The organism is Rossellomorea sp. FM04394, assembly GCF_041889765.1.
Classification (GTDB): domain Bacteria; phylum Bacillota; class Bacilli; order Bacillales; family Bacillaceae_B; genus Rossellomorea; species Rossellomorea aquimaris_B.
The window spans coordinates 2,879,690-2,906,033 of record NZ_CP168654.1; the positions used below are offsets into that span (position 1 = coordinate 2,879,690).

The window sequence follows — 26,344 nt, forward strand, 5'->3', positions numbered from 1 at the left end:
CCATAAGGTAGCCTTATACACACTATTTGTTTTTCTTAAACATGATCATGAAAGCATATGGGATGATCCCGAACCAGCGAAATAGGAATGGTTCTCGTTCATTCTTCCGTTGCTTCTTTATACTTTTACGTTCATGAGGTGATTTTTCATAATGTTGGACAAATGTTTGTGTTATGAATTTAACATAATCATTCACTGACATAAAAGCACCACCTCCCACTTTTATCAGTATGCCCGGCTAATAAGTGATTTATTCAGCTTCCGCCCCTAGATGAGGCAGGATTTCTTGAATAACCTCTTCTACGGTTTTATTGTCTGTATGAATCGTTTTGGAACTTCCACTATCATACAATGGTAAGCGGCGATTGAATAAACTTGATAAACGTTCCCTGGAGTTATTTTGTACGAGAGGACGATTCTCGTCCCCTTTTAATCGGGACCATAATGCATCAAAAGGACAAGACAGGTGGAACACTAATTCCTGTTGACGTAAGATCTCCCTGTTCTCTTCTCTTTCAACCACTCCGCCACCCGTTGTGATTATCGCTTGTTCGTTGGCTAACTCAAGGAGCACATCGCTTTCAAGATCCCTGAAATATTCTTCTCCATGTTGATTGAAGATCTCTTTAATAGGCTTTTTCTCTTTATTCTCAATGTAACTGTCCATATCAATGACCGGAAGACCCAGTACCTCTCCAAGACGTTTTCCAATCGTTGTTTTTCCCACTCCCATAAATCCAATAATGAAAATCGGTCTCATATTCTACTCCCAACTTATAATGTGTTTTGTTTCCCTATTATACACAACCGTCGTTGGAAGAAAAACCTTCTCATCGCGTTGGAATGTCACCTTCAATTGCATTTCATACGGGTTTAACATCTCGCTCTGGGTCAGGATTTCACCATAATTGCCTATCATCTGTTTGGAAGTAACCAACCCACTCTCCCTCTCCAACAATATCGCATGGGACACACTTACGTTTCTTTCATATATGTTTTTCATGTTTGTTAAGTATAGGTACTTACTTATAAAAAGATCCTTTGCAGCAAAACCTATTGATAAAACAATCATAAGAAGCACTAACGTATAGGGCAAGATAAATCCTTTATTGTTAAGGTATTTCTTCTCCTTGTCCGGTTGAAAAGTAAAAGAATTCCCCCTCCACTTTTTCTCCACCCACAAACTCCAACTCCATATGCACTCCCTGGATAATGGAAGCAAAGCTAAATGAATCCACTGCCTGTAGAACGACTTCATGTCCTCGATTATTTACCCTCCTTCGAATAGATTGATTATACTTTTCATACGAAATGGCTTGACCACTCACTATAAAAAAGATCTTATCTGGCGTGACCACTACACCTTCGCCTCTCCATAACTCATCCCTCAAGCTTTCATTGAAGAGATTCCATTCATAATAATGTGGAGGGACCATATCATTCTTAATCGTAGAGAAACCCTTCATGATGAGTGGAATGCATAGTGAAATCATGCAAAATACTGTAAAGGTTAACAGTGAATCGATTAATGTATACCCTTTGTTATTCACCCTTTGAGATACACACTTCATTGAGTCCGGTACCTCTTTCATGATATTGAACACACGCTTCTTCATTGCCTCCGTCTTTCCAATTAAGCTCATACCTGACCCCTCCATACATTCTTGAATGATTCACGTACACGTCACTGACGATTGCCTTCTCCACCCCTTCTTCAAGAAATTTCAAAGCCTCTACTTCATATTGAAGTCGCTTTAGTTGAGAAGCATAGTGGATGAGAAACGGGATGAAAATGCTGGCAATCATAAGTACACAGCTGAAAGCAATTAGGGTTTCAGGCAGTGAAAATCCCTTAATATTCTTGTACATAAAATCTCCCTTGTCCAATTTGAAACATGAGTTGTAGTATCCTATCGCCCATCTTAAAATTCACCTTTCCGAACCGGTTTGTATTCCCATCCGGAAAGAATGTGATGTCTTCCAAGCTGTTTGATGATATGTGGATGGAAGATGAAAGCTCTCTCGAGACGATCGTCTGCCTTGAAAGTGTTTTCGCAACGTATTTATTCGAGGTAGGGTAAAAGGTTAAAGTAATGGGAGTTTGATTACTGATGCTGTAGCTTTGAATTTGATAGAGGTCTGATTGGAGCCGGGAAAGAAAAAGGTCCTTTTCATTATGTTCTTTCATGGGAAGGACGGAAAAGCTGACCCATGATAGAAGGGTCGTGAAAATCAATAAGATGACAAGCATCTCAATGAGGGTATAACCCGCTTCCCCCTTTATATTGTTCATTAATTAGAGGTCACCTTCCCTTCAGCATCAATGGTGATGGCACTACCGTCGGGGCAGGCTTTATAATCTTCATTTAAATATCCATCTGCAACAAGCATATCTATGGTGACCGGTAGCGATTTTCCATCCATTTTGTAGGCTTCAACCTGTCCTTCCACCATGTGAACAAATGCCTCGCAGCCTTTGGAGTTAATCGAACTGCTTTGGTTGGTGACGTTGGGAATCGTAATAAAAAGCAAAACAGATATGACTAACAATACAATCATCATCTCGATTAGAGTGAAGCCTTTTTCATTCTTGAGCATTGTGTTCCTCCTTTGGTTTTGGTTATGTGTTACCGGTGTGACTTTGCATTTAATTTGCTGTTGTGCCCAGGCATTGCAGGTATTGGCCTTTTCTATGAATTTTCTAGATCCCCTGCATCATCTGAAATAGCGGCATCATAATGGAGAAGTAGATCGCCATGATGAATAAACCTACAAAAGTAAAAATCATCGGCTGAATATATTTAAGCAATGAATTGATATTCTCCTCTAATTCCTGAAAACAAATCTCGCTATAAAGTTGCAGTTCTTCTGCTAATCTTCCGTTTGATTGCCCATGGTGGACAACGATGGATAGCTCTTTTTGAAAAAAAGGGAGGGATGTGAAGCATTCATGAAATGGCTTTCCTTCTTTTAATCCTTTAATCAATTTCATTGAAACGTATTGTAATGTCGGTCGGAAGGATTGACTTTCAATGATGAGCAGGGACTCAGTGATGGATACTCCACTTGTGAGAAGAAAACTTAATTCTCTTGCAAAAAAGTGTGAGTGACCGAGCATTAAATATTTTGACAGATAAGGGATTTTGCACAGGGTGATTGAGATTTTAATAGGAGAAATTCTTTTTTTGAACAGGAAGAATAATATGGTAGAGAAAATGAGCGATAATAAAAATGCACTAAAAATCACTGGGAAGCTTTCGATGAAGTGCAAGAGGTACTTTAGATTTGCTGAAGGTTCATATCCTATAGAAGTATACAAAGATTGAAATCTTGGAAATAGCACCTTTCGAAGTAAGACCATCATTAAGATCGCTACGATTACGAGCATTAATGGATACTGAATGATCTGTTGTATTTTCTGCTGGTTTTTCCTTCTTTTTATAAGGTAGTTTCCTGCTTCTGATAGAGTGGGGCCCATTTGACCGTGATGCTCGGCAAAATAAATCTGTGCACTGACGTGACTCGGTATGTTCAGCTGTTTGTGGATGACCGAGGAGATGGACTCTCCTTTTTGTAATGATCCCATCATTCTCTTTTTTAATTTGATCGTATTCTTTTCTTTAGGGAGCAGGAGAAATTCGATGGCCTCTGAAAAACTATACCCTTTTTGGAGTAGGTCTCCAAGTCTCTTAAGAAATTTACCTTGATCATCGTTTTTCTTCATGAACCCATTTCCTATATTCAAGTTCTGAAACAAATCCTAGTGCCACCCCCTTATTGATTAGAGTTTGGAGTGTGTGATACTGATGCCGTGCTTTTTCACCTTTCGCCTCTTTCAGCACCTCCTTCAAAGCACTTCCAGTCACAATTTCATATACGGATGCCATGTTCAGATTTTTACCTCGATGGCATTTCCCACCACACTCTCCTTTGCATACCGCACATACTAACTTTAGTAATCTCTGAGCTGAAACTGCCAGCAGTGTCTGTTCAATGTCATGCCACTCAATTCCTAATTCCATTAAACGATAGATCGCCCCTTTTGCATCTCTCGTATGCATTGTAGAAATTACCAAATGACCCGTTAAGCTTGCCCTTATTGCAATCTCCGCCGTTTCCCGATCTCGGATCTCCCCCACCATGATGATATCCGGGTCGTGCCGCAAAATCGCTTTCAAGCCGGTGGAATATGTTATCCCCGCTTTTTCATTCACTTGTATCTGCACCATATCCTCCTGCATCTTCTCCACGGGATCTTCCAGTGTGATCACATTACGGTTCAAGGCTGCCGAACAATGGTGAACAAGGGAATACAAAGTCGTTGTTTTGCCACTGCCTGTCGGTCCTGTGAACAAAATGAGACCATGAGAATACATCAGGAGGGCAAGTAACTTTTTTGCAGAGGCAGGATAGAGTGACATCTTTTCGATTGGTATTTGATATTTTTGAGGGAGTATTCGAATGACGAGACTTTCTTTTAGATGAGTCGTTGGTAAGGTAGAAATTCTGAGAGATAGGGGTGTGTTTCGGACGGTAAGGCTGAAGGATCCACTTTGAGGTTTTCGTTTTTCGCCAATGTCCATGGAGGCCATGAATTTTAAATGGGCAATTAATCGTTCTGCCTGATCAGGGTCGATGGTCTGGAATGGAACCAATGCTCCAAGTTTCCTGAATTGTATCAAGTAATCTTTGGTTCTGGGTATTAAATGAACATCTGTTGCTTCACTGCTGAAAGCTTTTCCAATCATTACTTCGGATAGGGATTCCACAGAATGAAATATAAATTGGCACCGCCTTTCTGTTTTCCTAAGTAAAGATATACGACATCAATTTACAAAATCCTTCTTTTATTTCAAAAAAGTTTGCATAGAACTTTTTAATCTAGTCATACTATATCTTGTAACAACATTCAATGGGCTATAGCCAAGCGGTAAGGCATCGCACTTTGACTGCGACATGCGTTGGTTCGAATCCAGCTAGCCCAGTTAGAAAAGCGGAGGCGGCTTGCTCAGGCCCGACAAGCACAACTGGGAAATCCCAAAAGGCGTTCTTTGCCTTATGGGATTTTTCAGTTGTGACCTCGAGGGGCTAGCCGCCGGAGCTGGACAATCTAAAAGCGGAGGCGGCTCGTTCAGGCCCGACAAGCACAACTGGGAAATCCCAAAAGGCGTTCTTTGCCTTATGGGATTTTTCAGTTGTGACCTCGAGGGGCTAGCCGCCGGAGCTGGACAATCTAAAAGCGGAGGCGGCTCGTTCAGCCCCACAATCATATTGAAAAAGGCGGGCACTTTTCATAAAGTGCCCGCCTTTTTCAATCCAACCTATTATTCATGTTATATTCAACTACTTTTCTTCAACGATCTGTTCTTATTCGCAAGGCTTTGTAATCCCTCTGGATTGTATCCGACCACCAGCTTTTTACCGTCTGTTAACAAGGGTCTGCGGAGAAGTTTTGGTTCATCAATAATTAATTTGATCACTTCCGATAAAGGTAAATCGTTTACGTCTTTCCCCAAGTCTTTAAAGGTTTGGCTTCTTGTAGCCAATATTTCATCCAGTCCATCGGTTGTTAGGGTTAGAAGCTCAATCAGTTCTTTATGTGTAGGCGTCTCTCTGAATAGATGTCTTTCATCGAAATCAACGGAATGTGCAGTTAACCATTTTTTGGCTTTTCGGCAAGAGGTACAGCTTGGATAAGTAAAAAATGTCAGGTTATTCACTTTCATGACCTCCTAAAATTAAACTTGCTTGTTTATAATTTGTTAAACATATTGTATATTAGTTGTATAACTTTTGTACAGTAATATCCCTTGGAAATTTGTGAACTTTTTTAAAACACTCGACAAATCAAGCTATAATAGGCTTTACTGGTATATCCATTCTTTTCCTTGATATTTATAATGGAGTTAAAACCAACAAAAAATGAGGTGTTTTTTTGGATGGATATGACATTGAAGGTTACAAGTGCACTTTCAGACCCTACCAGGTATTCCATTTACTTATACATTAGTGAGAGAAAACAAAAGGTATCGGTTCAAGATATCGCCGAAGAGTTCCAGATTCATCCGAATGTTGCTCGATTACATCTATCGAAGCTTGAAGAGATTCGAGTATTGCAATCAGAATATGTAAAGACAGGCAAAGGCGGCAGGCCAGGAAAACGATATATTCCTTCTGAAGAAATCGTGCAATTATCGTTTCCTCCCCGTGACTTCCGTTTACTTAGCGATCTCTCCGTTGCCTCATTAGCTAAGCTTGGGGAAGAAGGTTTTAATGTTCTGGTGGAAGTGGGTTATGAGTATGGTAAAAGCCTGGTGAAACCCTACCTCCAGAGTCATGACTTATCCCTGCTTGAATTATCACAAGCCGAAAAGTTACATATTTTATCGGAGATTGCTGCATCAATCGGTTTTTCTTTAGATGAGTCAATTAGTGATACAAATCAAATCAATTTCCACTATGATCATTGCCCTTTTAATGAAATTGCTCAGTTGGAACCCTTGTACATATGCGGTTTACACAACGCCTTATTAAAAGGGATGTTTGAAGCTCTATACTCTGTGGAAGAATTTAAACAAGAGGAAAATATATTAAATGACTGTTCCACGTGTAGATATCACGTAATCGTCACAAACTAAAAGCAAACGGATATTTACTTTTATGGTAGTATTCATTTATAATATTGAATGATGGACTTAGGGTGCAAAGGAGGGTTACATATGGATCGTATGTACAGAGTTCTTGGATTTTGGACTGGTATTTTTGCTGTAATGTTCTATCTTGGTGATATGACCACGACATCATTAATCTTTTTAGGCCAAACAGGATTCTTCATTATGCTAAGCTATTTAAAACTGTCCGAACGTATGTATATTTACATTTTCGGTGCTTACTTAACAGTGTTCTTTGCTGGATTTACTTATTGGACGACCTTTATGATGACTCCGGGTGCAGGAGGACACTAAAAAAATTCCCTTTAGCTTATGGCTAAAGGGAATTTTTTTGTGTAACTTAAAATCCATTTAAAAATGGATTTGAGTCCATTTCACCTTCAATAGATGTTTCCGGACCGTGGCCCGGTAGAACCGTCGTAGTCTCTGGCAAGGTTAACAACTTGTCATGAATACTTGCAAGCAGCTCCTTATGATTTCCACCAGGCAAGTCGGATCGCCCGATACTGCCCATAAATAACGTATCTCCTGCTAATACGATTTCACTTTCTTGTACATAATAAGAGATACTACCAGGCGAATGACCAGGCGTTTCGAATAATTGCAGCTCAAAATCACCAATCGACAGTTTTTTTTCAGTTGTCAGTATGTAGTCAGCAGGCTTCAGTCGAATCAGTTCACCCATCATGAACAATTGCGATCCATTTAATGCAGGATCCAGTAACCACTGAGCTTCTTTCTCGTGAACATATACCGGAATTCTATAGTTTTCCCGTACGTGATCAACCGCTCCAATATGATCAAAATGAGCGTGAGTAAGGAGAATGGCTAACGGAGTTAACGATTGACTCTCCAACCATTGAATCAACTTCTCCCCTTCTCCGCCTGGATCGATGACTAAGCATTCGTTTTTTGTGTTCCAAAGGATATAGCAGTTCGTTTGTAAAGGTCCTAAAGGAATTTGTTTCCACTTCAACGGTTCCACCTCCAATTGTGATACTATTATTGTAGCAGAACTTATGGCATCATAAAAATTTGGCAGGTAGACCCGCCATAGAAGTTTCAAATTTTCGACCTCGACAAACAGAGGAAAAAAATATAAAATGTTAATGAGTGCATTTATGTACATATGATCATTAAGCGCAGTAGTAAAACGCATTTTAATGAAAGGGGTCATATAAATGGGTCTTGTAATTATTACAGCATTGGTTACATTATTAGCGTTATTTTCAGTAGTAAGCACTTTCAAAAACAAGAACGCTATGGGAATTCTTTTCTCATTGGCAACATTGGGTGTTTTTGGTTGGTTTACAATTATGACTGTCCTTCACTCTGGTTACCCAGGTGGTCATTAATCAAACAACTGAATGATAGTAAAAAGCCTCCCGTCATGTAACGGGAGGCTTTTTACTATCATTCAGGGTACTCTACGGTAATGTAGGCACCAAAAAGTACCCTATGGACCTTTATAATAGGTACGTTATAATAGAAAAGAAAATTATCATAGTGCCGATTAGGATAATAGCCAATCGAGTAGCCCATTCTATTTGTAAAGCGATCGCATCATTTTACATGTAAGGGATTGGAGGTTTCGTAATGAAAAAATACAATATACCCGTGGAAGCTTCCTTAGAAGTCATCGGAGGCAAGTGGAAAGTCGTGATTCTCTGTCATTTGATTAAAAGCAAGCGAAGAACGAGTGAATTGAAGAAATTAATGCCTGGAATCACTCAGAAAATGTTGACTCAACAGTTAAGGGAACTGGAAGCAGATGGGGTAATCAACAGAATTATTTATAACCAAGTCCCCCCCAAAGTAGAATATGAATTAACAGAATACGGCTGGTCTTTAAAAGGACCTCTGGATATGCTGTGTGCATGGGGGGAACAGCATATAGAGAAAACCTATCCTGACAAAAGCGAAGTGTTGGTCGAAAGTGAAGAAGTATGATTTCAAAAGATATAAGGGTGAGTATCTGCAAAGGATACCCACCCTTTTTTGCTCTTAGTGATCTAATTTACTCTGAACAGAAGATAACTTCCCTTCCATAGTCGTTTTCTTATCCCGACGATCATCAATTCTTATGTTGGTTGCTACCCTTTTGATCCCCTGTTTGAAAGGTGATTCATGAATGTCTTGAATGACCTGAAACAAAACAGGAAGTTCTCCCTCTATGATCGTATTCATTGGAGTAAGTTGAAAACGTATTTTCCCTTCTTCCTCATACCCTTTAAGAATTCTATGTAGATCCGCTACATAAGAACTAACACTTGGAGATTCCGTTCCGATTGGTATAACTGTAACATCTACGATTGCCATTACATATCTGCTCCTTCTTCTTTCAATAGTTGAATGATGTTTGTGGTCGTCAAATCGATTACTTTCTCAAGTTGATTTCCATATAAACAAATTTCTCCATTTGGAGTACATTGGATTGGCTCTAAAGGCAGGTCCTCAAACAAAACGGTTTCTTTTCCCGAAACCGTGTCCCACTTCACCAATGAGAATGTTCCAGTGTAGGTATCAAAAGAGCCTGGTTCATTTGCCTTGAATGTAATCATATGACCCTTCCCATCTATCATATCATAATAAGGGATTAACCAATCAGAGTAACGGCTCAAGAGATCTACTGTGAATTCTGTCTGTATCTCTCCACTTGAGGTGATGAATTGATACGTAAACGGTCCCTCTTCTTCCCGGGAAGAGATAGATAATAGAGAATCTTTGAACTGATTAAAGTGGACACTGGAATCCACTAACGTGTCTTTCCCCCCGTCGAGAATATTTTGGGATACGAGGGGCGCTGAAACGCTGACTTCTTCCGTATTCCAATCTTGAAAAAGAACGGAAGAGTCAGATTGCCACTGTACAAATGGCTGTTCAACATCAAGAGGTTCCATTATCCCTTTTTCTACATCAATTTGAAAGACTTGAAAGCTCCAATCTTCACTAAAACTGGTCATTAACAAAGTATTGGCATCAAACTTGTTCCATGAGTGAGTCAATTCATAAGACGGGACATCCTCTTGAAACAGCACTTCTCCATCCCTGCCAATAATAGTCACTTGCGCTGAATAAGATTCGGGAGCTGAATGGATAAGTATTTTTTCCTTATCTGGTGAAATGCTTGCGCTCACATATGAAGAAGGAATCTCATAAATTTTCATCTTGCTTCCATCGTAAAGATTATAAATATAGAACGAGGTATTACTATCCTCATTTTGAACGGTTAGAATTTCCGAATCTGAAAGCCAGCCGATGTTTTCTACAAAAATGTCGGAGGTAAGACCTTCTGCAACCATCTCTTTCTTTTCAAACTTCTCTTTCTCGGGGGGAGAAGTTTGAGTTTCTTCAGATTGACAAGCTGACAACCAAAGAATACTCAACAAAAACCATATCAAAACACTTACCTTTTTGTTATTGATCATACACTTCTCCCTCCCTCAATTTATTCCATATTAATTAGTACGTTTTAAAAAAGAAAATGTTTCAAGATCATTAAAAAAACATTACAATAATTCAAAAAAGTGATGACCTGATGTTCACTCGCACACCATTCGGGTCACCACAATCGGTTATTCTCTAAATAGGATGATGATTTATTTTACTCCTGATTTTAACTTTCTACAATAGTTATTTATGGAACCTGACAAAAGATTTTTCGAGTCATTTTTTACGATAAGTCGAATTTCATAAAGTCCTGTCGGGGCTGAACGAGCCGCCTCCGCTTTTGTTTCATCCAGCTCCATTGGCTAGCCCCTCGAGGTCATAAGTTAAATTGGCCAAGAAGGCATAGGGCGCCTTCCCGGCCAATTCATCTTATGCTTGTCGGGGCTGAACGAGCCGCCTCCGCTTTAGTTAGTACCATCGATAAATCGATACAAGGAAGATCCCGAGCATATCTTGGTAGATTTCGGTGAATTGTGATAGAGGCAAGGGGTTTATTCCTTTTCCTAACTCTATGGTAAAGCCCGCTTTCTTGAATTCTTTAATAAACCAATCCTTGTAACCGGCGTAGCTATCTATATATCTGACAGATTCATACCCGCTCACTCTGTTAAAATCTGCTGCCAGATTGACAGCTTCCGGCGGTTCCAAGCCCTCGTATCCCCAATAGAATTCTTTCCCCTGGGTGTGGAGGGCTAACAGACGGTCAAAATTCTCTTGTTGAGCCAGTTTGGCCATAGCGATTGTTTCAGGTTCTGAAAGAGGCTTATATCCTGGGAAATCTCTCGGAGCTGGTGATTTTTCTTCCTTTCTTTCTTTCTCCACCTCCCATTTTGCAGGAAATTGGTTATTCAGGTCCACTCCTCTTATATTTGCTTTCCACCCCGTAAAATCTGTACTTCCACGATTGATTTCAATTAATTCTTGTCTTCTATCGTCAGGTGGTCCGTTCAAAACGAGATCCACTCCATCCGGGTTAACCATAGGTACAAACGAAATGGTCACCATTCCATATAAGGGAAGGGTCTGAATTCCTCTCATGAGGTTTCCATTTGTTAACGATAGTAAATAGTCATTAATGAACGTCATCAAGATGGAGGTGGTAATCCATTCATTCGCATGAAACGACGCATTTATGTGAACTTTTTTCTTTCCGGTGCCCACTCTCATTTCAATGAGGTCTTTCCCCAGTACACTTTCTCCTACTGAGTTTAATTTGATGAATGGATAGACCTCTTTTAGTTTCTTCACGTCATCATCAAGCGCTTCTGGACTATAGGCTTGTTTCCCGTTTACTATCGGGGAAACGACTCTTGACGGCAGAAAAATACTTGAACCTATTTGCAAACTGTTAGGATTCACTCCTTCGTTCAAAAGGAGCAAGGCGTCTACTCCTATATTCCGCTGCTGGGAAAGGGTCCAGAATGAATCTCCTCTTTTAATTGAGTAGCTTTCTTTTCTAAATCCAGGGAGTTCTATCTCTGTACCTATCTTCAATCCATTCGGATCAACAGAAGGGTTCGAATCAATGATTAATTGGATTGGAATATAAAACAGCTGGCTGTAGTACCAAAAGGAATCACCACTGCGAACTTTCACTTTCATGAAGGAACCTCCCCATTCATACGTCCTTACTTACATGTATGAAAGGTTCTATAATTCATGACAAAAAAAGCTTGCGAATCTCTTCGCAAGCTCTGTCTAACTTATTCTTCTTTATTTTCGGTTTCACCGTAAAAGCGAAGGAGGTCTCCATTGATAATCTTATCGGAGTATCCTAACTCTTCATCCACACGCTCTTTATATGGTTCACAGTATTTCATGTCCGTTGTTTCTTCTGTTTCCTTATTCCAGCACTTTTCACCGGCAAAAACATATTCCTCAGTGATGAAACGACCATCACGCAGAATGGCAAGGTCTTCATGCTGACTGGAGAAGATATCCGAACCGAACTGTATGTCATTCTTCGTGTCGATACCTAAAAGGTGCAAAACGGTTGGTTTCAGGTCGATTTGCCCGGAAACTTTAGAAATGGTCTTACCTTCTTGTCCAGGAATGTGAATGATCATTGGGACCTGTTGAAGCTGTGTGCTTACAAATGGCGTTACCTCTTTACCTAAATATTGGCTCATGGCCTTATTATGGTTTTCAGAAATACCATAGTGATCTCCGTACATCACGATAACGGAGTTTTCATATAATCCTGATTCCTTCAAGTCGGTAATGAAGTTCTTCACAGCTTCATCCATGTAACGAACAGTTTGGAAGTAACGATTGACCGTGCCATCTTTGGATGTGTAAGGATCGATCAGCTTATCTTCTTCATCTAATGTGAATGGATAATGGTTCGTTAATGTAATCATCTTCGTACTGAACGGTTGAGGCATCTCTTTCATATGCTCAACAGATTGCTCAAAAAACGGAATATCCTTCATACCCCAGTTAACAGAATTCTCTTCCGTTACCTCATAGTCGGGTAAAGAATAAAAACGTTCGTATCCTAAGGAATCATACATAATGTCACGATTCCAGAAGCTTTTATTGTTAGCATGCATAGCAGTTGTATAGTATCCATTTTCACCAAGCTTTTCTGTCATGGATTCAAACTCATTTCCAGAATGAGTGAAGAATACTGCCCCCCTGTTCAATGGGTAAAGGGAATTATCGAGTAAAAATTCTGAGTCAGACGTTTTCCCTTGCTGGGTTTGATGATAGAAATTATCAAAGTAGTAGCTTTCACCAATAAACTCATTAAGGAAAGGGGTAATTTCCTGACCGTTCACTTCGCTATTAATGACAAAGTTCTGAAGGGACTCGAGTGATACAATGATTAAGTTCTTATCCTTTGCAACCCCGAACATTTCTTTATCAGGCTCGATGTAACTTGCACGGACATAGTTATCAATATCCGCTAATTCACTGCCGTCAGCCATTGCTCGTTGAGCGGAGGACTTGGATTGCAAGAAAATATCATACACATGGTAATTATATGTTCCGATATTCTTTACTAACATTTCACGATCGAACGTTCTGGTGAGAAGCTGTGGTCTTTCTGATTCCGCTAATCCCAGATTAAAGAAAACCAGTGCGGTTGCAACCAGGAAATACGCACGTCGATTAGCCCGGCTGTAGTTTTGTATAGAAAACCATGTTGGCTTTAATTTAATGAAGAGAATTAATACAATGACATCTGTGAAATAAAATAAATCCTTCCAGCTCATAATCGCGCTGGCACTCGTACCTAAATCAGAAAAATTGCTGGTTTGAAATAGGACAGGGAGTGTCAGGAAGTCATCAAAAAATCGATAGAAAACAACGTTTCCGTATAGGATAAACGAAAGGACGAAGCTGGCAGCGATAATATATCTGGTGCGAGACTTATCTTTCTTAAGAAGTAACCCTACTCCGAAGATAAATAGTAAGAAACTTAGTGGGTTGATGAAGAGAATAAGTTCTTGGAGTGTACTCTCTATCTTTATATCAAAACTAGTTTTATAGACAATATACGTTTTAACCCAAAGAAGCAATGCAGCGATGATAATTAGAGAAGCCTTTGGTGTCTTTTTCAATTTCATTTAATCAACCTCCTTGCTACAAACGGTTCCTTCGTATGTAACACATTCATGTTATATTTTTTTATTGGTAAAATAAGGTAATTCCTAAAACACAGTCTTGAAATATCTTAATACTTTTTTTACAAAACGTCAAACTCCATTTCATATTGTACGTGTACAATTAATATTTAAGTCTTATTCTCTTACCCATACTATTAGACGATTGAAACCGTTAAAAGTTTCAAAATAACTATATTTCTTCAAAACGGTTCTAATGTCCCTATGTCTTATAGACTACCCGCTCCAGTTACTAGAATGACAGAAAAAAGAACCCTCCTTTTCAGGAAAGCTCTTTTCTTCCGGAATGAATATCCATTGATACATCATATCCCCATCAGATTTTATTCTTTACTAACCAGGCTGCTCCAATCACACCCGCATCATTTCCAAGGGTAGCGATACTCAGATTGGTTGAAGTACGGACGGTTGGGAATGAGAACTGTTCGAAATATTTCACAACCGGATTTAATAATATATCACCCGCTTTGGAAACCCCTCCACCGATGACAATCTTTTCCGGGTTAAGTGCATTTCCTAAATTCGCCAGGGATAACCCTAGGAAGAAGGCTAATTGATCGATGACTTCAAGAGCAAGTTCATCATGTTCTCTGGCTGCATCAAAGATATCCTTTGCACTGACTATACCATGGGACTCCCTGATCTCGCGAAGTACAGACGCTTTCGTTGCCCCATCCAGTTTTTCATTTGCGAGTCGAACGACTCCTGTCGCAGAAGCAACCGTTTCCAAACAACCTGTCTTTCCACAGTTACATTGGAATCCCCCTTCTGGAACAACGGTAATATGCCCGATTTCACCACCTGCACCTTTCACACCATGCACGACATCCCCATTGGTTATGACTCCACCGCCAACACCGGTTCCAAGAGTGACACAAACGATATCCTTCGCACCGTCTCCTGCACCTTTCCACATTTCACCCAATGCTGCGCAATTTGCATCATTATCGATAACGGCTGATAAACCTGTTTCCATTTCAAGTAAGTCCTTTAATGGCGTATTCTTATCCCAGCCTAAATTAACCGCTTCGTAAATAATGCCTTTTGCCATATCGACCGGTCCCGGTGCACCCATCCCGATCCCGACAAGTTTATCTTTGGACTGATCTAATTGTTCCAGCTTCTTATCAATCGCTTTGGCAATATCAACAATGATATTTTTCCCATTCTCGGATTTATCAGTAGGGATTTCCCATTTATGTAAGAGTTCACCGTATTTACTCAAGAACGCGATTTTTGTCGTCGTCCCTCCTAAATCTACACCGACCAACCACTTTTCTGTCATCTTTATCACCTGTCCTGTTTTTCTTTTTCAATTTGTATTTCATGCCGCAACAAAAACAAAGCTGTTTGAAAATCCCGCGTGTCGATCAGCTGGGATTGATAAAGTTCTATTAGTTCGCCTTCCATTAGTTGCAGGTCAGAAAGACGATGCCCAACATATATAATGGTCCCATAACTTTTTAGTAACTGTTGGATATCATAAATCGTTTTCATAACATACACCCTGCTTTCTATCATTCACCTTAAAGTATAAGTGAAAATCCCCATCTTCTCAATATGCAGCTATCAAATATCCTATCTAAGCAACCAAAGAAAAAAAGACCCACTTAATGGAATATCCAATAAGTAAGTCTCTTTAACTTAGTTTAACGATCTGGATCTTTCGGGTGCAGGAATCGTGGTCGTCTGTTTTTTAAGGGCATAGGCGAACGCAGGAATACGTCCCGAAATGCTCTTAAATTAAACGGAATAAATGGCCACATATACGGAATATCAAAGGATTTCATTCTTGAAAGCATAATAATCCACAACAGTATACCCACAACAAATCCATACACACCGAATAATGCAGTACAGATCAATAAGAAAATCCTGACTAACCGGTTTGCTAAGCTCATCTCATAGCTTGGTGTTGAAAAGGTACCGATTGCTGCAATAGCGAGGTAAAGAATGACTTCATTAATTAAGAGCCCCACTTCCACCGCCACTTGTCCAATCATTAAGGCCGCCACTAGACCCAGGGCAGTCGCTAACGAAGAAGGGGTATGAATGGCAGCCATCCGCAGAATATCGATCCCGACTTCAATAATTAGAAATTGAAGAAATAAAGGAACTTCTCCCACCTCATCGGGACCCACATACCTCATTGATTCCGGTAATAGATCAGGTTGGATCGCAAATAAATAATAAAGAGGCAATAAGAAAATCGAGCTCCAGACAGCGATAAACCTCACAAAACGAAGGTAAGCTCCTACAGACGGCTTGTTTCTATATTCTTCAGCATGTTGTAGATGATGCCAAAAAGTTGTCGGGGTAATCAACACACTCGGTGAACCGTCGACCATAATGATGACGTGACCTTCATATAAATGTGCGGCTGCTGTATCCGGCCTTTCTGTATACCGTACCATAGGGTACGGATTCCAGTGTCGGCCAGCAATAAACTCCTCCAGTGTCTTCTCCCCCATGGGAAGGCCATCTGTGTCAATCTTCGAAAGAGCATCTTTGATTTTATGGACTAAATGCGGATCGGCAATGTCTTCAATATAACTGACGACAATATCCGTTTTGGATCTTCTTCCTACTTGCATATATTCCATTCGAAGTGAAGGGTCACGAACTCTCCTTCTAGTTAGCGCAGTGTTAAACACAATCGTTTCTACATATCCATCTCTTGACCCTCTCACTACCCGTTCAATATCCGGTTCCTGTGGACCTCTGACAGGATACGTTCTTGCATCAATCATAATTACCTTATCAATGCCATCCACCACAAGGGCTGTCGGACCTGCCAATACCAGATCGATCACTTGGTTCAGATCATCCACTTGCTCTATCTCTATGTAGGGAATGTAAGTCTTCAATAATTTTTCTAAAGTATCTTCTTCTAATTGTTCAGGACTAAGTCCCGATAAGAGCTTCATTAGATAATGCATAATATCATCTTTAACAAAGCCATCCACTAAAAACATCGCCATTTTTCTCTCTGCATACTCCAGATCCAATTGAATGACATCAAAGCTTTTGTCTACAGCTAAGGTATCCCTTAGATAATTGGTGTTTTCTTCAATCTGAGTAGAGACAGGCTTTTTCTTTTGATTTGTCATTAGCCTTCACTCCCAATACCTTTACATGAATTTCCATCTTTACCATCCTAGTCAAAGAAGCTAGAAAACATACATCCTATCATATTGATATCCTGCTCTTCATACTATTTACAAATGGACATACTATTGGAGTGAACCTAATGAGACAAAGACTAAAAGAAGCCATGCCCTTTCTTGTCATCATGTGCATCGTTGCTCTTGGGATACAATTTATTTACAAACCCCAAACAGAAGAAAGTATTATTTTTTTCCCGATAAATGAAAATGTTTCCTATGAATCTGCCACTACTATTCTGATGCTTCAACCCGAAAAGAAAAATGATCATTATGAGGTAAACTGGAAGGTGTCTTCAAAGCTGGATACACCGGCCTATTTGCGTCAGGATGTCGGCTTTTTATTTATGAACGGCAGGTTGAAGGGACTCATGAATGAGTGGGAACAAAACACGGATCAAATTGTGGAGGAATCAACCATAAAGGGCAAAGAAAGCAGCCTGCTTCAAGCTGTTTCATTCCATTATTCTGAAATTCACGAAACCGAATCAGAGTTTACTAGCGCACAGAAAATGTCTGAAGATGCCTTGTATGTGATTGATTCAAATTTCAGCTCGCTAAATGCCTTCCGGGAGCCGGGTACGGATGCAGAAAAAGAATGGAAGAACATTTTGGACAAAGTGACCACGCAGCAGCTCGACTACCTGTGGGAAAAGGCGATTACTTCCTTAGAAATCCCTATTGAAGAGTATACATTCTTTCCATTAACCCGACTTCCCCAATTAGAAAATCAGCCTTTAGAGGGGTTCACTCAGGGAGAATGGGATCGTCTAATCGGAAACCTATGGGAAGGACTCTATAAAAACTATTATTTAGGAATAAAAAAAGAGGACGGCTCTGTCATTGAGTCAATAGACAGTGCCATCCCACTTATATTAGTGAAGAATGATCGAAAAGAAGTTCTCGTGTTACTGATTGATAAAAACGGAGAAGCTTCTTTACTTAAACAACAAATTTCCTTTTAAATGTTCTCCTGTAATTCTTTATAAAGTTTTTCATAATTATCATCCTGCCTATTTAATTCATAGGCTTTTTTTGCATGAACAAGAGCTTCCTTCCTTTCACCAGAATCAATCAGAATTAACGCAAGATTGTAGTGAGCTTCATGAAATTGTCCATTCTCATCAATCGCAGCTTTCAAATGATTCTTCGCCGGTGCTAATTTGTTCAGCTTGATTTCAGCATATGATAGGTAGAAAAATGTCTGAGCATTTGGTGATCCATCCTCAACTACAGGGAGAAGAATTTTTTCAGCTTCCTCCCACTGTTGATTTGAAATCTTTTCTTGAGCCACACCATTCACTGTGTCAACGTCCCAAGAGGTTGGATCTGTACCAATTCCCCTGGACATAAGTACTCCAATAAGTACAATACTTCCCGCCAGAAACAGTAATTGACGGAGGGGACGGAGAGCATTAGGCAAGCTGACAATTCCTGCTGCGAGAAACCCCCCTATTAACCCACCGATATGGCCTGCATTATCAATTCCCGGGATCGTAAAGCCAAGGACTAAATTTAATAGAATAACCGCAATGATATTAGTGCCCATCGTTCTGAAGAAGATTTTCGGATATAATACACCAAAGTACAGCAGCGCACCGAAACAGCCAAAGATTGCACCACTTGCTCCTGCAGAAAGATTGGATGTAAAAAGGAAGCTGGCTAGAGATCCCGTGATTCCCGATATCATATAAATGAAGATAAATCGGATTCGTCCGAACATTTTCTCCACTGCAGTACCCAGATAAAATAAGGCGAGTGTGTTCATTAATAAATGCAGTATTCCTATATGTAGAAAGATCGGGGTTACGAGTCGCCACCATTCCCCTTCAATCATGAGGGGATTGTACTTAGCTCCGAACTCAATCAGTGTTTGCGGATCCTTGCTTCCACCATTCAGTTCGAGAATAAAGAACATGATCAATTGGAGTGCAATGAAGAAATAGGTAAAGAACGGCTTTCCTTTTTCAAACAGCTGTCTTTCCTTTTGTATCTGTTTGGAAGAAGCAGTCATGGTCATGCTTTTTATCCATTCTACATTGGCATCCAGTACTTCGTTTGGGAGATCCCAATCCACTTCACTAAAAAAAGGATCATTCATAAGAGTGTCTACACTCTGATCACCATGAAGAAGGAGAGGCTGAATGGTCGTCTTTTGGTTGTTCACTGGTTCCTGGAATAAATCAGGACCTGAATCTACCGGTGGAAAAGTGGAGACATATATATTCTTCACTTGAAGATGCCTTTTACCCAGGGACTTCCTGATTTTTTCTCCATTCACGGAGGTCAATTCCATATCCCGCTTGACCCAGTTTCCCCAATCTAAATCTTTAAGGACCATTCGAATGACGTTTGCTTCTTTTACCCCGGTGTTTTCCAGCCAGATTTCATCTTGATTAGGAGAGAGATTAAGAATTCGATATTGTTTAAATTCAACCAAATAGTGAGCTATCTTCCAAAACAAATAATGATATCGTAAATCCACATCATCCACTACTTTCTTTTTAAAAGATCCTTGTCTATCCCTACTATACCGAACCCTTTCTTACACTGTAAAACAAAAAAGACTGTAAGAGAGGTTTTCACACCCACTCTACAGTCATTTCCACTCATTTCATCCTCTAAATGCACCTTGAATAAATTTTGACCGAATACCTGGTACCCCCATCGCCGCTTTCACTGCAAATTTTCTAATGAGAAAGTTCCCGAGAAGTACATTTAACAATCGGTATCGGTTCGGAATCAGTAAAAGAATCAAACCGCCCAGCACTAACCATTTTGTCCATCCGTTCATGACGATCCCTCCTGATAGTAGTTTGGTCATTATCCAGAAGCTTATCCCACTAAATTATAAGGAAGCGATATTTTCTTTTATTATCGTCAAGATAATATAAGCATAAGTACTCCTGCAAAAAGACTCGACATAGCATTCACAAACTCATTATTTACGAGAGGAATCCCTTTCGTCCTTTCGGTGTGATGTCCACAATGAAAAGGTGATTCTGTTCGAAGATTGCAAACCGGACACTTATACTCCAGTTGAATGAAAGCTCCCAACACTGTATCCAGGATGTTACCTAAAAAACCAGAAAGTATCAGTAGAAAAAAGAGAGTTGAATCCATATCATTCAACATAATCAATGAAGCAAGTGAAATAAGGGCCGCTCCCAACACAGCCGCAACTGTACCAACGATGGAGATAGCACCGGACGTGCCTTTTGGAACTCTCCTGAACGATCTTACTGAAAAGGGCATTTTTTGACTAAGAGGACCGATTTCAGAGGCCCAAGTATCAGCGTTTGCCCCAGAGATCGACGCAATGAAGGCTAGTGTCCAGACCTCGTTTCCCGTTAAACTAAAAATAATGGCAAAGATGGCAGCAGGACCTCCGTTAGCCAACACCTGCTGCCAGTCCCTGATGGACGTTTTGGCTAAACGAGCTTCTATTCCCAGCTTATCCTTCTTAAAAAGCCGGGACCAAATACTTGATGACAGAAAGAACACGCCTAATATAAACAGTCCCTCAAAGCCATATGAATAGCCAATAGCAAGACCTATCATTATGGCCATTACAGCGCCTGAGGAACTTAAATTACTGGTTTTCCACCCTGCTAAGGCGATAGAGCAAATAAAAAGGAGTACAAATAGATACTCAGCGGCCACAATCGATTCGTCCTTTTTCCGTCATAATCGTTCCAACGGGTATGTCGAAGGATTCGATCGGCAATGCCCCGACCAATTGCTCTTCAAAGGCAAGGGATATCGTAATACCTGAATAGGCTGAGAGTAACCTGTCATAGTATCCCCCGCCAAACCCCAGACGATAGCCCGTTTCTGTATAAGCAAGGCCTGGAACGATCATCAATTCAATAACGTCATTATTTACAACGGTTGACTTAATGGGATCTGGTTCATACAAATCAAAATAGGATTGTTCAAGCTGATGAAAATCATGAAGCTCATAGAAGACCAGTTCACGTTTTTTCGGAAAACATTTAGGAACAACTACTGTTTTCCCTTCTTCCCAGCCCCGTTTGATGATATTCCACGTATCGACTTCCGGAGGCCTAGAAATCGTCACCGCGACGGTTTTGCTCTTCTTCCACTCAGGAGATTCAAAGAGTAATTGTTCTATTATAAAACACTTTTGTTGAAACGCTATATGATCGATTAACTTCAATGATTGAAGCTGAAGATTACGTAGTTCTTTTTTAGACATAATATCCCTCCATACATCCTATTATTTTAATGGATTCTCTATGTAATTGCGATGCTGTAACAGTTATGTGCATAAAAAAAAGCAGCGGATAAAATCCGGCTGCTTATTTCGTTTCGCGGTGAAGAGTCACACGCTTTAATTTCGGGCAATATTTTTTTAGCTCAAGACGGTCTGGGTTGTTACGCTTGTTCTTAGTAGTAATATAGTTACGCTCACCAGTTTCTGTGCAAGCCAAAGTAATGTTTACACGCATTATTATTTCCCTCCAAACATATACATCATCTACTATTCATACGACTTTTCTATAATATCACTTTTCTTTTGGAAATGCTAGTCCGTTTTTTATTCTATCGCTTAAATTTGAAACCTCTTCTTCCATTGCCCCTTCAATGGCATATACTTTGCCTTGTTTCACTTCAAAAGGCTTGAATGAAAAGTCTAACATATAGACCATCATATTGAGGCCATTGGTGATCGGATAGTAGTAAAGGCTTCCATTATTCAAGGATTTCTTCCATAGCTGCAAGCCTTTCAAATTAAGGGGATAGATGGATTTCTTAACAGACGAAGCACAGGAAACAATGTTGGTTATGGCAACAAGCTTACCACTGTAATTCCAGAACGTATCCTTCGATAGTGACTGAACCCCGACTCCATCTTCCTTACAAGCCAACCATTCAATCAAAAAGAAAACCTTAAGGTGCCTGCATTCCTTTGAGGTATTTTCCATTTCAAATGCAAAGGATTCTCCCCATCCTTCTATTTCTTCGTTAATGTTTACACTTATACCGGTAAGGGAGGTTAGTTTGTCTGAATAAAGGGGTACATATTCATTATTCCTGCACCAGGCCATTCCTTGGATATGGAACTTATCATTCGGATTCTCCTTCATTAGCCTCTACACCTTTTGCCAGATTTTTATTTTCATTCCATAATATCTAGCAAGCTCCCTTGCCAGATTTCGTCTGTCAGCCTTGGAATAAATGATGAATCCTCTTTTCGGATCACTAATGATTTTCGTTCGTCCCCCATCTCTATGATCAAAAACGACTTCTTTCTGACTCGAGGAAGAAGGAACGGTTTCCAGTAATTTAGCCAGGACGAATGGTTTCTTTCCATTTGGACATGCTACTTGGAGCCTGGTAATAAACGGCTCCATAAAGTCTTTAGAGTGGTGGAAGCCATTTTTTAAGGAGGGTGGAGAGTACTGCCCTCTCATGAGATCATCACGGGCGCTTTTATATTCTTCAGGGTTACCAATATCTCTCCAATAAGCACTCGTTTTAAAGACATAGACTTCTTCATTATTTATAAGAAGCTGAGGAATGAAATCCTGACTGAAATCCCTAGCTCCTAAGTGAGCATAACGATCAAGCAGCCGTGGATCTAACATATATACCCCTGTGTTCACTTCATTCCCTACCCACTCTTCCGGCTTTTCAATAAAATCAACCAACTTACGATTTTCATCTGTATGGCAAATCCCATATTCTTTTGGATTCACCACTTCTTTTGAGACAACGGTCATGACCGCTTTTTTCTCATAATGGAAGTCAATGACTTTATCAATCGGAATATTAGTAAATGCATCTCCACTTAATACTAAAAACGGTTCACGGAGCCTGTGTCTGGCAAGAAAGATACCTCCTGCTGTTCCAAGTGGTTTTTTTTCATCCAGGTAGGTAATGTTCACATCGAACCGTTTTCCATCTCCAAAATACTCTTTAATCGTTTCACTTTTATAACAGGTTGTGATTAGAATATCTTTAATCCCATAGGACTTGAGGAGGGTAATGCTATATTCAAGAATTGGCTTATTCAGAATCGGAACCATCGGCTTCGCAATCGACATTGTGTAGGGTCTTAATCGCTTGCCTTCTCCACCTGCCAATATCACGGCCTTCATCTTTTTATGCCCTCTACTTTTGATTGAAGAAGTACATCATCATACACGTGGATGGTTTGATCTGCGATTCGATCCCAGCTAAACATAGATTGGGCCATTTTGAAACCGAGATTCCCCAACTGCTCCGACTTTGAAGGATTTTCGATTAATGAGACCAATTGTGTATAAAGACTTGGTTCATTATTGGGTTCAAATAATAATCCGGTTTGCTCATGTTTCACGATTGCTTTCAGTCCTCCCGTATTTGATGCCACCACTCCTTTACGGAATGCCATTGCCTCCAGTGCAACAATGCCGAATGGCTCGTAAAGGCTTGGAAAGATCACGGCTAAACAATTCTTCAGATAGTCATTCCGTTCCCTATCGGAAATGTATCCGATGAAAGACACACAGTCACTCAGCTCTTCTTGGGCTACCAATTGACGATAGTGCTCTAACATCGGGCCTTTCCCGGCTATGATAAAAGAGGTTGTAAACCCTGCTCTCTTTAACTGTGAGGCTACGCGGATAATCGTGTCGAATCCTTTCTCATGAACCATCCGTCCGATTGAAAAGAAATACGGAGTGGATCGCTGTTCAAAGCTATAAGGAGAAGATTGATCGAGCTTCTCCAATTCCACACCATTTGGTATCACAGCAATTGGTGCCTCGATGGTAAATAAGCTCTTGATTTCTTCTTTCATATGCTCGCTGCAGACGATAAGATGGTCAGATGCACCAATGAGAAGTTGCTCTTCCCGGTGAATCTTGTGTTGCAAATCCGTATAGATCCCTTGATTGCGTCCATGTTCCGTAGCATGAATGGTTGTGATGAGAGGAACCCTATAGTACTCTTTCAGTTTCATCGCTGAAGTGGACACAATCCAATCATGGGCATGAATATGAGTGATTTTTTCATCTTCCATCAGATCATGAGCGTAATGAATGAACGACTGATTTAAATCAAATACCCATTTAAAGAAGTCTTCTTCATATGGATGTAATGGGTGCACACGGTGAATCGTAACCCCTTCCATTTTCTCAAGTGACAGGGCATCATTTCCTTTGGTGGTAAGTACATGCACCTGTTTCCCTTTTTTCACAAGATTGTTAGCAAGATCATACACATGCCTCGAGAGTCCCCCTACAATATTAGGTGGATACTCCCACGAGAGAAGGAGGACCGAATCCCGTTTCTCCGTTTTTTGTTCTACATTCCCTGCGAAAAGTTTTTCAAGGATTTCATCAGACGGAAATGGGACGAGCCTTTTACGATGAAGGAATAAATGTTCATCGTTCTGCCCTTGCATTACCAAATCAAGTAAGCTGTCAAAGTGAACAGACGTCAAGTCATTTTGAATACTCGAACCTTCGAGGCTTGCAACCCATTCCCTGAGCAGTTGATGGGTCAACTCTGTCGGTTCTCCCGAGGAATATAGATCGTCAAGTTTCTCTTCCATCCGATGTACCATTCGAATATTCTTCATGGCCCGGTCAGATAGGATCGGGGTTTGCTTCTCCATTCCAAGATATCCAAAACCTACTCTGGAAAGAGATGTGGAAGATTCCATCTTTTCCTCTAATGAATGCGTGAACTCTCTTGTTTTTAATTGATCGTAGCTACCACTGTCCTTTATGAAAACAATCGAGAGAGAATGACCTTTCTCATCCATTGCTCCAATCCTACCCTCTGAAACCGGTATTAACTTTAAGCCCCTCGGTGTTCTGATTACACCGCTGTCATGTTCTTTTTCGCTATGTTCATACGAGTAGGAGGAGATAAATGTGAATTCGATTCCTTGCTTAGTAAGGTATAAGTCAATACCCGGCACATACGCTGCCTGTGGTAACCAAAAAACCTTTGGAATCATTTGAAAATACTGCTTAAACAACAATGTACTCATCCGCACCTGAGATTCAATCGCTCTCGGAGTCCTGTAGTGAGTCAGTGGAAATGAGCTTACCGCAGTTGGGATCACCGTGGCTTTGCCTTCAACCACAAGGGTCTTGTAGGCTTGTACTAAATTCATGTCATGGGTTGACCATTGTGAATAAATCAGCTGCCATTTACCCTTTTCATGCGGCTCTGCTTGCAGAAGGTTGGCTTGAATGATTGAATGAGCTTTCTCTTTAAACTCTTCACTCATAAAAAGTGAGAAGATGGTGGGATTCACCACAACAGGTACAGGGGATGCTTCGTTTCGCTGAAGGAGATTTAACAGTGCACTATTTTCAATAAGGATGGAAGTGAGTAAATCTTCCCGTTCGTTACATTGTGAAAAAGCCAGTTCGTTAAATTGTGGATATATAATCACTGCCGACGTTCCTTTCATGCCTTTTCCTCCTGATTCATTACATAATACGAATAGGTGCTCACATGCTCCACCCATTTCGGTTCCTTAATTAATCCTTGCTCATATTCAAATAACTCTTTCATACTATGATACTCCTGATGATGGGACGTTCTTGGGGTGTGGAGTACATTGGAGCGGGTGAATGCAACAAAGTCACCTGACGGTAAGCGCAAACCAATTTCCATACAGTAGCTTCTGTTTTCCTTTAGACCATTTACAAACCAATCACTCTCCGTATGGGGAACATATGAATCTGAGTATGTGTGATGATTATGTCCGTTAAAGGAAATCGATGTAATATCATATAATCGAAGGACAAAAGGTTGAGGATCATGATTCATTTTAAAATGACTTTTCACATGGCGGATCCATTCTTCTGTAATATTCCAGTAGCAATAGATTCTGGATGAAGTTGAGTACATGATCGATAACTCAGTGGCACGTGGATTTTTCACACGGCGCTTGGGCATCTTCCTTCCGAAAGAAGCTCTTCCCACACGTTTTTTGGGGATTGTCTGCTCCATCACTTCTACCTGGGCAACCTCACATCCAGATGCACCATCCAGAGCCTTCTGATACTTCACCCATTGATATTGAACTTTTCCGACGGTGGTATTCAGCTCCTTGGCAATCTTCCTGAATGACACTCCTTGTTCTTTTAACCGAATGATTTCTGTGATCAAAACAATTCCTCCTAAAGAGTAACCAAATATTATATAATTTCAATCTAAAAATTATGACAATTATCTATAAATTCATCGTAACACCCTATTCAAAAACCTACAATAAACGCATTTTGTCGTATCTTGTTAAATGTGGTGATAATGGGGTTTATCATGCATTTTTTTTATAAATTATTATGTTGAAATGATAATAAAGCGATTACATTTTTAGAACGACAAGATTCTTTCATAATTGTCCAATGTAATTCGACAAAATATTGGTTCATTCTGCAAATTTATCCTTCCATCT

Annotated in this window: 32 protein-coding genes and 1 tRNA gene; 6 read left to right on the forward strand and 27 right to left on the reverse strand. The window is 40.1% G+C overall.

Features of this window, described 5'->3' with window-relative positions; genetic code table 11:
* Positions 1–22: 22 nt before the first annotated feature.
* The 9 genes from ACCB35_RS14580 to comGA all read right to left on the reverse strand — a co-directional run bounded on the left by ACCB35_RS14580 (position 23) and on the right by comGA (position 4,748).
* A complete protein-coding gene (locus ACCB35_RS14580; RefSeq protein ID WP_044340022.1) occupies positions 23–202 on the reverse strand; it encodes a YqzE family protein in 180 nt (59 codons plus the stop codon).
* Positions 203–250: 48 nt separating this feature from the next.
* Positions 251–760 carry a shikimate kinase gene (locus ACCB35_RS14585; protein WP_374054287.1) on the reverse strand — a complete coding sequence of 170 codons (510 nt, stop codon included), beginning with the start codon at positions 758–760 and terminating at the stop codon, positions 251–253.
* A gap of 3 nt (positions 761–763) precedes the next feature.
* Positions 764–1,003: a hypothetical protein gene (locus ACCB35_RS14590; protein ID WP_374054288.1), complete on the reverse strand. Its 240-nt coding sequence runs from the start codon at positions 1,001–1,003 to the stop codon at positions 764–766.
* A 109-nt stretch (positions 1,004–1,112) separates the two neighbouring features.
* Positions 1,113–1,616: a competence type IV pilus minor pilin ComGF gene (gene comGF / locus ACCB35_RS14595; RefSeq protein WP_374054289.1), complete on the reverse strand. Its 504-nt coding sequence runs from the start codon at positions 1,614–1,616 to the stop codon at positions 1,113–1,115.
* The gene (locus ACCB35_RS14600) at positions 1,543–1,869 is read right to left on the reverse strand and encodes a hypothetical protein (RefSeq protein WP_374054290.1); all 327 of its coding nucleotides are present in this window, start codon (positions 1,867–1,869) and stop codon (positions 1,543–1,545) included. The genes comGF and ACCB35_RS14600 overlap by 74 nt, the downstream gene beginning before the upstream one ends.
* Positions 1,853–2,293 carry a competence type IV pilus minor pilin ComGD gene (comGD, locus tag ACCB35_RS14605; RefSeq protein WP_374054291.1) on the reverse strand — a complete coding sequence of 147 codons (441 nt, stop codon included), beginning with the start codon at positions 2,291–2,293 and terminating at the stop codon, positions 1,853–1,855. The genes ACCB35_RS14600 and comGD overlap by 17 nt, the downstream gene beginning before the upstream one ends.
* Positions 2,293–2,598, reverse strand: coding sequence for a competence type IV pilus major pilin ComGC (gene comGC, locus ACCB35_RS14610; protein ID WP_044340016.1), 306 nt, complete (start codon positions 2,596–2,598; stop codon positions 2,293–2,295). Before comGC ends, comGD begins: the two co-directional genes overlap by 1 nt.
* A 103-nt stretch (positions 2,599–2,701) precedes the next feature.
* A complete protein-coding gene (gene comGB, locus ACCB35_RS14615) occupies positions 2,702–3,724 on the reverse strand; it encodes a competence type IV pilus assembly protein ComGB (protein ID WP_374054292.1) in 1,023 nt (340 codons plus the stop codon).
* Positions 3,708–4,748, reverse strand: a complete 1,041-nt coding sequence (gene comGA / locus ACCB35_RS14620) for a competence type IV pilus ATPase ComGA (protein ID WP_044340151.1) — start codon at positions 4,746–4,748, stop codon at positions 3,708–3,710. The genes comGB and comGA overlap by 17 nt, the downstream gene beginning before the upstream one ends.
* Positions 4,749–4,913: 165 nt before the next feature.
* Between comGA and ACCB35_RS14625 the strand changes: the two genes are divergently transcribed.
* Positions 4,914–4,985, forward strand: a tRNA-Gln gene (locus ACCB35_RS14625).
* A 354-nt stretch (positions 4,986–5,339) separates the two neighbouring features.
* On the opposite strand, the gene ACCB35_RS14630 is transcribed toward ACCB35_RS14625, so the two are convergent.
* On the reverse strand, positions 5,340–5,720 hold the full coding sequence (locus ACCB35_RS14630; protein ID WP_374054293.1) for a Spx/MgsR family RNA polymerase-binding regulatory protein: 381 nt from the start codon (positions 5,718–5,720) through the stop codon (positions 5,340–5,342).
* A 219-nt stretch (positions 5,721–5,939) separates the two neighbouring features.
* Here ACCB35_RS14630 and ACCB35_RS14635 point away from each other — a divergent pair, with 219 nt between their 5' ends.
* Both ACCB35_RS14635 and ACCB35_RS14640 read left to right on the forward strand, forming a co-directional pair.
* Positions 5,940–6,638: a helix-turn-helix transcriptional regulator gene (locus ACCB35_RS14635; protein WP_374054294.1), complete on the forward strand. Its 699-nt coding sequence runs from the start codon at positions 5,940–5,942 to the stop codon at positions 6,636–6,638.
* An 81-nt stretch (positions 6,639–6,719) separates the two neighbouring features.
* On the forward strand, positions 6,720–6,965 hold the full coding sequence (locus ACCB35_RS14640; RefSeq protein WP_032087678.1) for a DUF2626 domain-containing protein: 246 nt from the start codon (positions 6,720–6,722) through the stop codon (positions 6,963–6,965).
* Positions 6,966–7,011: 46 nt separating this feature from the next.
* Here the strand turns inward: ACCB35_RS14640 and ACCB35_RS14645 are convergent, their stop codons facing one another.
* Positions 7,012–7,647 carry an MBL fold metallo-hydrolase gene (locus ACCB35_RS14645; RefSeq protein ID WP_374054295.1) on the reverse strand — a complete coding sequence of 212 codons (636 nt, stop codon included), beginning with the start codon at positions 7,645–7,647 and terminating at the stop codon, positions 7,012–7,014.
* A gap of 205 nt (positions 7,648–7,852) precedes the next feature.
* On the opposite strand from ACCB35_RS14645, the gene ACCB35_RS14650 reads away from it, so the two are divergent.
* Positions 7,853–8,026, forward strand: a complete 174-nt coding sequence (locus ACCB35_RS14650; RefSeq protein ID WP_044339668.1) for a DUF2759 domain-containing protein — start codon at positions 7,853–7,855, stop codon at positions 8,024–8,026.
* Positions 8,027–8,267: 241 nt separating this feature from the next.
* A complete protein-coding gene (locus ACCB35_RS14655; RefSeq protein ID WP_044339667.1) occupies positions 8,268–8,621 on the forward strand; it encodes a helix-turn-helix domain-containing protein in 354 nt (117 codons plus the stop codon).
* Between the two features lie 54 nt (positions 8,622–8,675).
* Here ACCB35_RS14655 and ACCB35_RS14660 read toward each other — a convergent pair whose 3' ends face one another.
* The 7 genes from ACCB35_RS14660 to ACCB35_RS14690 all read right to left on the reverse strand — a co-directional run bounded on the left by ACCB35_RS14660 (position 8,676) and on the right by ACCB35_RS14690 (position 16,860).
* Complete coding sequence (locus tag ACCB35_RS14660) at positions 8,676–8,990, reverse strand: MTH1187 family thiamine-binding protein (protein ID WP_044339666.1); 315 nt, start codon at positions 8,988–8,990, stop codon at positions 8,676–8,678.
* Entirely contained in the window at positions 8,990–10,099 is a 1,110-nt protein-coding gene (locus tag ACCB35_RS14665; RefSeq protein ID WP_374054296.1) for a hypothetical protein, read from the reverse strand. Before ACCB35_RS14665 ends, ACCB35_RS14660 begins: the two co-directional genes overlap by 1 nt.
* Before the next feature lie 430 nt (positions 10,100–10,529).
* The gene (locus ACCB35_RS14670) at positions 10,530–11,723 is read right to left on the reverse strand and encodes a M14 family metallopeptidase (RefSeq protein ID WP_374054297.1); all 1,194 of its coding nucleotides are present in this window, start codon (positions 11,721–11,723) and stop codon (positions 10,530–10,532) included.
* 101 nt (positions 11,724–11,824) lie between these two features.
* On the reverse strand, positions 11,825–13,693 hold the full coding sequence (locus ACCB35_RS14675) for an LTA synthase family protein (protein WP_374054298.1): 1,869 nt from the start codon (positions 13,691–13,693) through the stop codon (positions 11,825–11,827).
* A gap of 373 nt (positions 13,694–14,066) precedes the next feature.
* Positions 14,067–15,035: an ROK family glucokinase gene (locus ACCB35_RS14680; RefSeq protein WP_374054299.1), complete on the reverse strand. Its 969-nt coding sequence runs from the start codon at positions 15,033–15,035 to the stop codon at positions 14,067–14,069.
* A gap of 5 nt (positions 15,036–15,040) precedes the next feature.
* Positions 15,041–15,247 carry a YqgQ family protein gene (locus ACCB35_RS14685; RefSeq protein WP_044339661.1) on the reverse strand — a complete coding sequence of 69 codons (207 nt, stop codon included), beginning with the start codon at positions 15,245–15,247 and terminating at the stop codon, positions 15,041–15,043.
* A gap of 152 nt (positions 15,248–15,399) precedes the next feature.
* Positions 15,400–16,860, reverse strand: coding sequence for a spore germination protein (locus ACCB35_RS14690; RefSeq protein WP_044339660.1), 1,461 nt, complete (start codon positions 16,858–16,860; stop codon positions 15,400–15,402).
* Between the two features lie 140 nt (positions 16,861–17,000).
* Here ACCB35_RS14690 and ACCB35_RS14695 point away from each other — a divergent pair, with 140 nt between their 5' ends.
* Positions 17,001–17,879, forward strand: a complete 879-nt coding sequence (locus ACCB35_RS14695; protein WP_374054300.1) for a hypothetical protein — start codon at positions 17,001–17,003, stop codon at positions 17,877–17,879.
* Here the strand turns inward: ACCB35_RS14695 and ACCB35_RS14700 are convergent.
* From ACCB35_RS14700 to ACCB35_RS14740, 9 genes are all read right to left on the reverse strand, one after another.
* Positions 17,876–19,399 (reverse strand): rhomboid family intramembrane serine protease, encoded by a 1,524-nt coding sequence (locus ACCB35_RS14700; RefSeq protein ID WP_374054301.1) that lies wholly within the window; start codon positions 19,397–19,399, stop codon positions 17,876–17,878. The genes ACCB35_RS14695 and ACCB35_RS14700 overlap by 4 nt on opposite strands.
* Positions 19,400–19,528: 129 nt before the next feature.
* Entirely contained in the window at positions 19,529–19,708 is a 180-nt protein-coding gene (locus tag ACCB35_RS14705; RefSeq protein ID WP_374054302.1) for a hypothetical protein, read from the reverse strand.
* 86 nt (positions 19,709–19,794) lie between these two features.
* The gene (locus ACCB35_RS14710; protein ID WP_374054303.1) at positions 19,795–20,577 is read right to left on the reverse strand and encodes a DUF92 domain-containing protein; all 783 of its coding nucleotides are present in this window, start codon (positions 20,575–20,577) and stop codon (positions 19,795–19,797) included.
* A complete protein-coding gene (locus ACCB35_RS14715; protein ID WP_374054304.1) occupies positions 20,567–21,133 on the reverse strand; it encodes a 5-formyltetrahydrofolate cyclo-ligase in 567 nt (188 codons plus the stop codon). The genes ACCB35_RS14710 and ACCB35_RS14715 overlap by 11 nt, the downstream gene beginning before the upstream one ends.
* Before the next feature lie 103 nt (positions 21,134–21,236).
* On the reverse strand, positions 21,237–21,386 hold the full coding sequence (gene rpmG / locus ACCB35_RS14720) for a 50S ribosomal protein L33 (RefSeq protein WP_064091498.1): 150 nt from the start codon (positions 21,384–21,386) through the stop codon (positions 21,237–21,239).
* 57 nt (positions 21,387–21,443) lie between these two features.
* Complete coding sequence (locus ACCB35_RS14725; protein ID WP_374054305.1) at positions 21,444–22,025, reverse strand: hypothetical protein; 582 nt, start codon at positions 22,023–22,025, stop codon at positions 21,444–21,446.
* Between the two features lie 6 nt (positions 22,026–22,031).
* Entirely contained in the window at positions 22,032–23,039 is a 1,008-nt protein-coding gene (locus ACCB35_RS14730; protein ID WP_374054306.1) for an NDP-sugar synthase, read from the reverse strand.
* Positions 23,036–25,351 (reverse strand): glycosyltransferase, encoded by a 2,316-nt coding sequence (locus ACCB35_RS14735; protein ID WP_374054307.1) that lies wholly within the window; start codon positions 25,349–25,351, stop codon positions 23,036–23,038. The genes ACCB35_RS14730 and ACCB35_RS14735 overlap by 4 nt, the downstream gene beginning before the upstream one ends.
* Complete coding sequence (locus ACCB35_RS14740) at positions 25,348–26,055, reverse strand: DUF4912 domain-containing protein (protein WP_374054308.1); 708 nt, start codon at positions 26,053–26,055, stop codon at positions 25,348–25,350. The genes ACCB35_RS14735 and ACCB35_RS14740 overlap by 4 nt, the downstream gene beginning before the upstream one ends.
* Positions 26,056–26,344: the final 289 nt, after the last annotated feature.

Coding starts and splice junctions, on each gene's coding strand:
- ACCB35_RS14650 (WP_044339668.1), top strand. CDS start 7,853: ATGGGTCTTGTAATTATTACAGCATTGGTTACATTATTAGCGTTATTT.
- ACCB35_RS14580 (WP_044340022.1), bottom strand. CDS start 202: ATGTCAGTGAATGATTATGTTAAATTCATAACACAAACATTTGTCCAA.
- ACCB35_RS14590 (WP_374054288.1), bottom strand. CDS start 1,003: ATGAAAAACATATATGAAAGAAACGTAAGTGTGTCCCATGCGATATTG.
- comGF (WP_374054289.1), bottom strand. CDS start 1,616: ATGAAGAAGCGTGTGTTCAATATCATGAAAGAGGTACCGGACTCAATG.
- ACCB35_RS14695 (WP_374054300.1), top strand. CDS start 17,001: ATGAGACAAAGACTAAAAGAAGCCATGCCCTTTCTTGTCATCATGTGC.
- ACCB35_RS14685 (WP_044339661.1), bottom strand. CDS start 15,247: ATGAAAACGATTTATGATATCCAACAGTTACTAAAAAGTTATGGGACC.
- ACCB35_RS14655 (WP_044339667.1), top strand. CDS start 8,268: ATGAAAAAATACAATATACCCGTGGAAGCTTCCTTAGAAGTCATCGGA.
- ACCB35_RS14635 (WP_374054294.1), top strand. CDS start 5,940: ATGGATATGACATTGAAGGTTACAAGTGCACTTTCAGACCCTACCAGG.
- ACCB35_RS14705 (WP_374054302.1), bottom strand. CDS start 19,708: ATGAACGGATGGACAAAATGGTTAGTGCTGGGCGGTTTGATTCTTTTA.
- comGB (WP_374054292.1), bottom strand. CDS start 3,724: ATGAAGAAAAACGATGATCAAGGTAAATTTCTTAAGAGACTTGGAGAC.
- ACCB35_RS14640 (WP_032087678.1), top strand. CDS start 6,720: ATGGATCGTATGTACAGAGTTCTTGGATTTTGGACTGGTATTTTTGCT.
- ACCB35_RS14725 (WP_374054305.1), bottom strand. CDS start 22,025: ATGAAGGAGAATCCGAATGATAAGTTCCATATCCAAGGAATGGCCTGG.
- ACCB35_RS14680 (WP_374054299.1), bottom strand. CDS start 15,035: ATGACAGAAAAGTGGTTGGTCGGTGTAGATTTAGGAGGGACGACGACA.
- ACCB35_RS14675 (WP_374054298.1), bottom strand. CDS start 13,693: ATGAAATTGAAAAAGACACCAAAGGCTTCTCTAATTATCATCGCTGCA.
- comGC (WP_044340016.1), bottom strand. CDS start 2,598: ATGCTCAAGAATGAAAAAGGCTTCACTCTAATCGAGATGATGATTGTA.
- ACCB35_RS14730 (WP_374054306.1), bottom strand. CDS start 23,039: ATGAAGGCCGTGATATTGGCAGGTGGAGAAGGCAAGCGATTAAGACCC.
- comGA (WP_044340151.1), bottom strand. CDS start 4,748: ATGATTGGAAAAGCTTTCAGCAGTGAAGCAACAGATGTTCATTTAATA.
- ACCB35_RS14715 (WP_374054304.1), bottom strand. CDS start 21,133: ATGTCTAAAAAAGAACTACGTAATCTTCAGCTTCAATCATTGAAGTTA.
- ACCB35_RS14665 (WP_374054296.1), bottom strand. CDS start 10,099: ATGATCAATAACAAAAAGGTAAGTGTTTTGATATGGTTTTTGTTGAGT.
- ACCB35_RS14735 (WP_374054307.1), bottom strand. CDS start 25,351: ATGAAAGGAACGTCGGCAGTGATTATATATCCACAATTTAACGAACTG.
- ACCB35_RS14585 (WP_374054287.1), bottom strand. CDS start 760: ATGAGACCGATTTTCATTATTGGATTTATGGGAGTGGGAAAAACAACG.
- ACCB35_RS14600 (WP_374054290.1), bottom strand. CDS start 1,869: ATGTACAAGAATATTAAGGGATTTTCACTGCCTGAAACCCTAATTGCT.
- ACCB35_RS14660 (WP_044339666.1), bottom strand. CDS start 8,990: ATGGCAATCGTAGATGTTACAGTTATACCAATCGGAACGGAATCTCCA.
- comGD (WP_374054291.1), bottom strand. CDS start 2,293: ATGAACAATATAAAGGGGGAAGCGGGTTATACCCTCATTGAGATGCTT.
- rpmG (WP_064091498.1), bottom strand. CDS start 21,386: ATGCGTGTAAACATTACTTTGGCTTGCACAGAAACTGGTGAGCGTAAC.
- ACCB35_RS14690 (WP_044339660.1), bottom strand. CDS start 16,860: ATGACAAATCAAAAGAAAAAGCCTGTCTCTACTCAGATTGAAGAAAAC.
- ACCB35_RS14670 (WP_374054297.1), bottom strand. CDS start 11,723: ATGAAAGTGAAAGTTCGCAGTGGTGATTCCTTTTGGTACTACAGCCAG.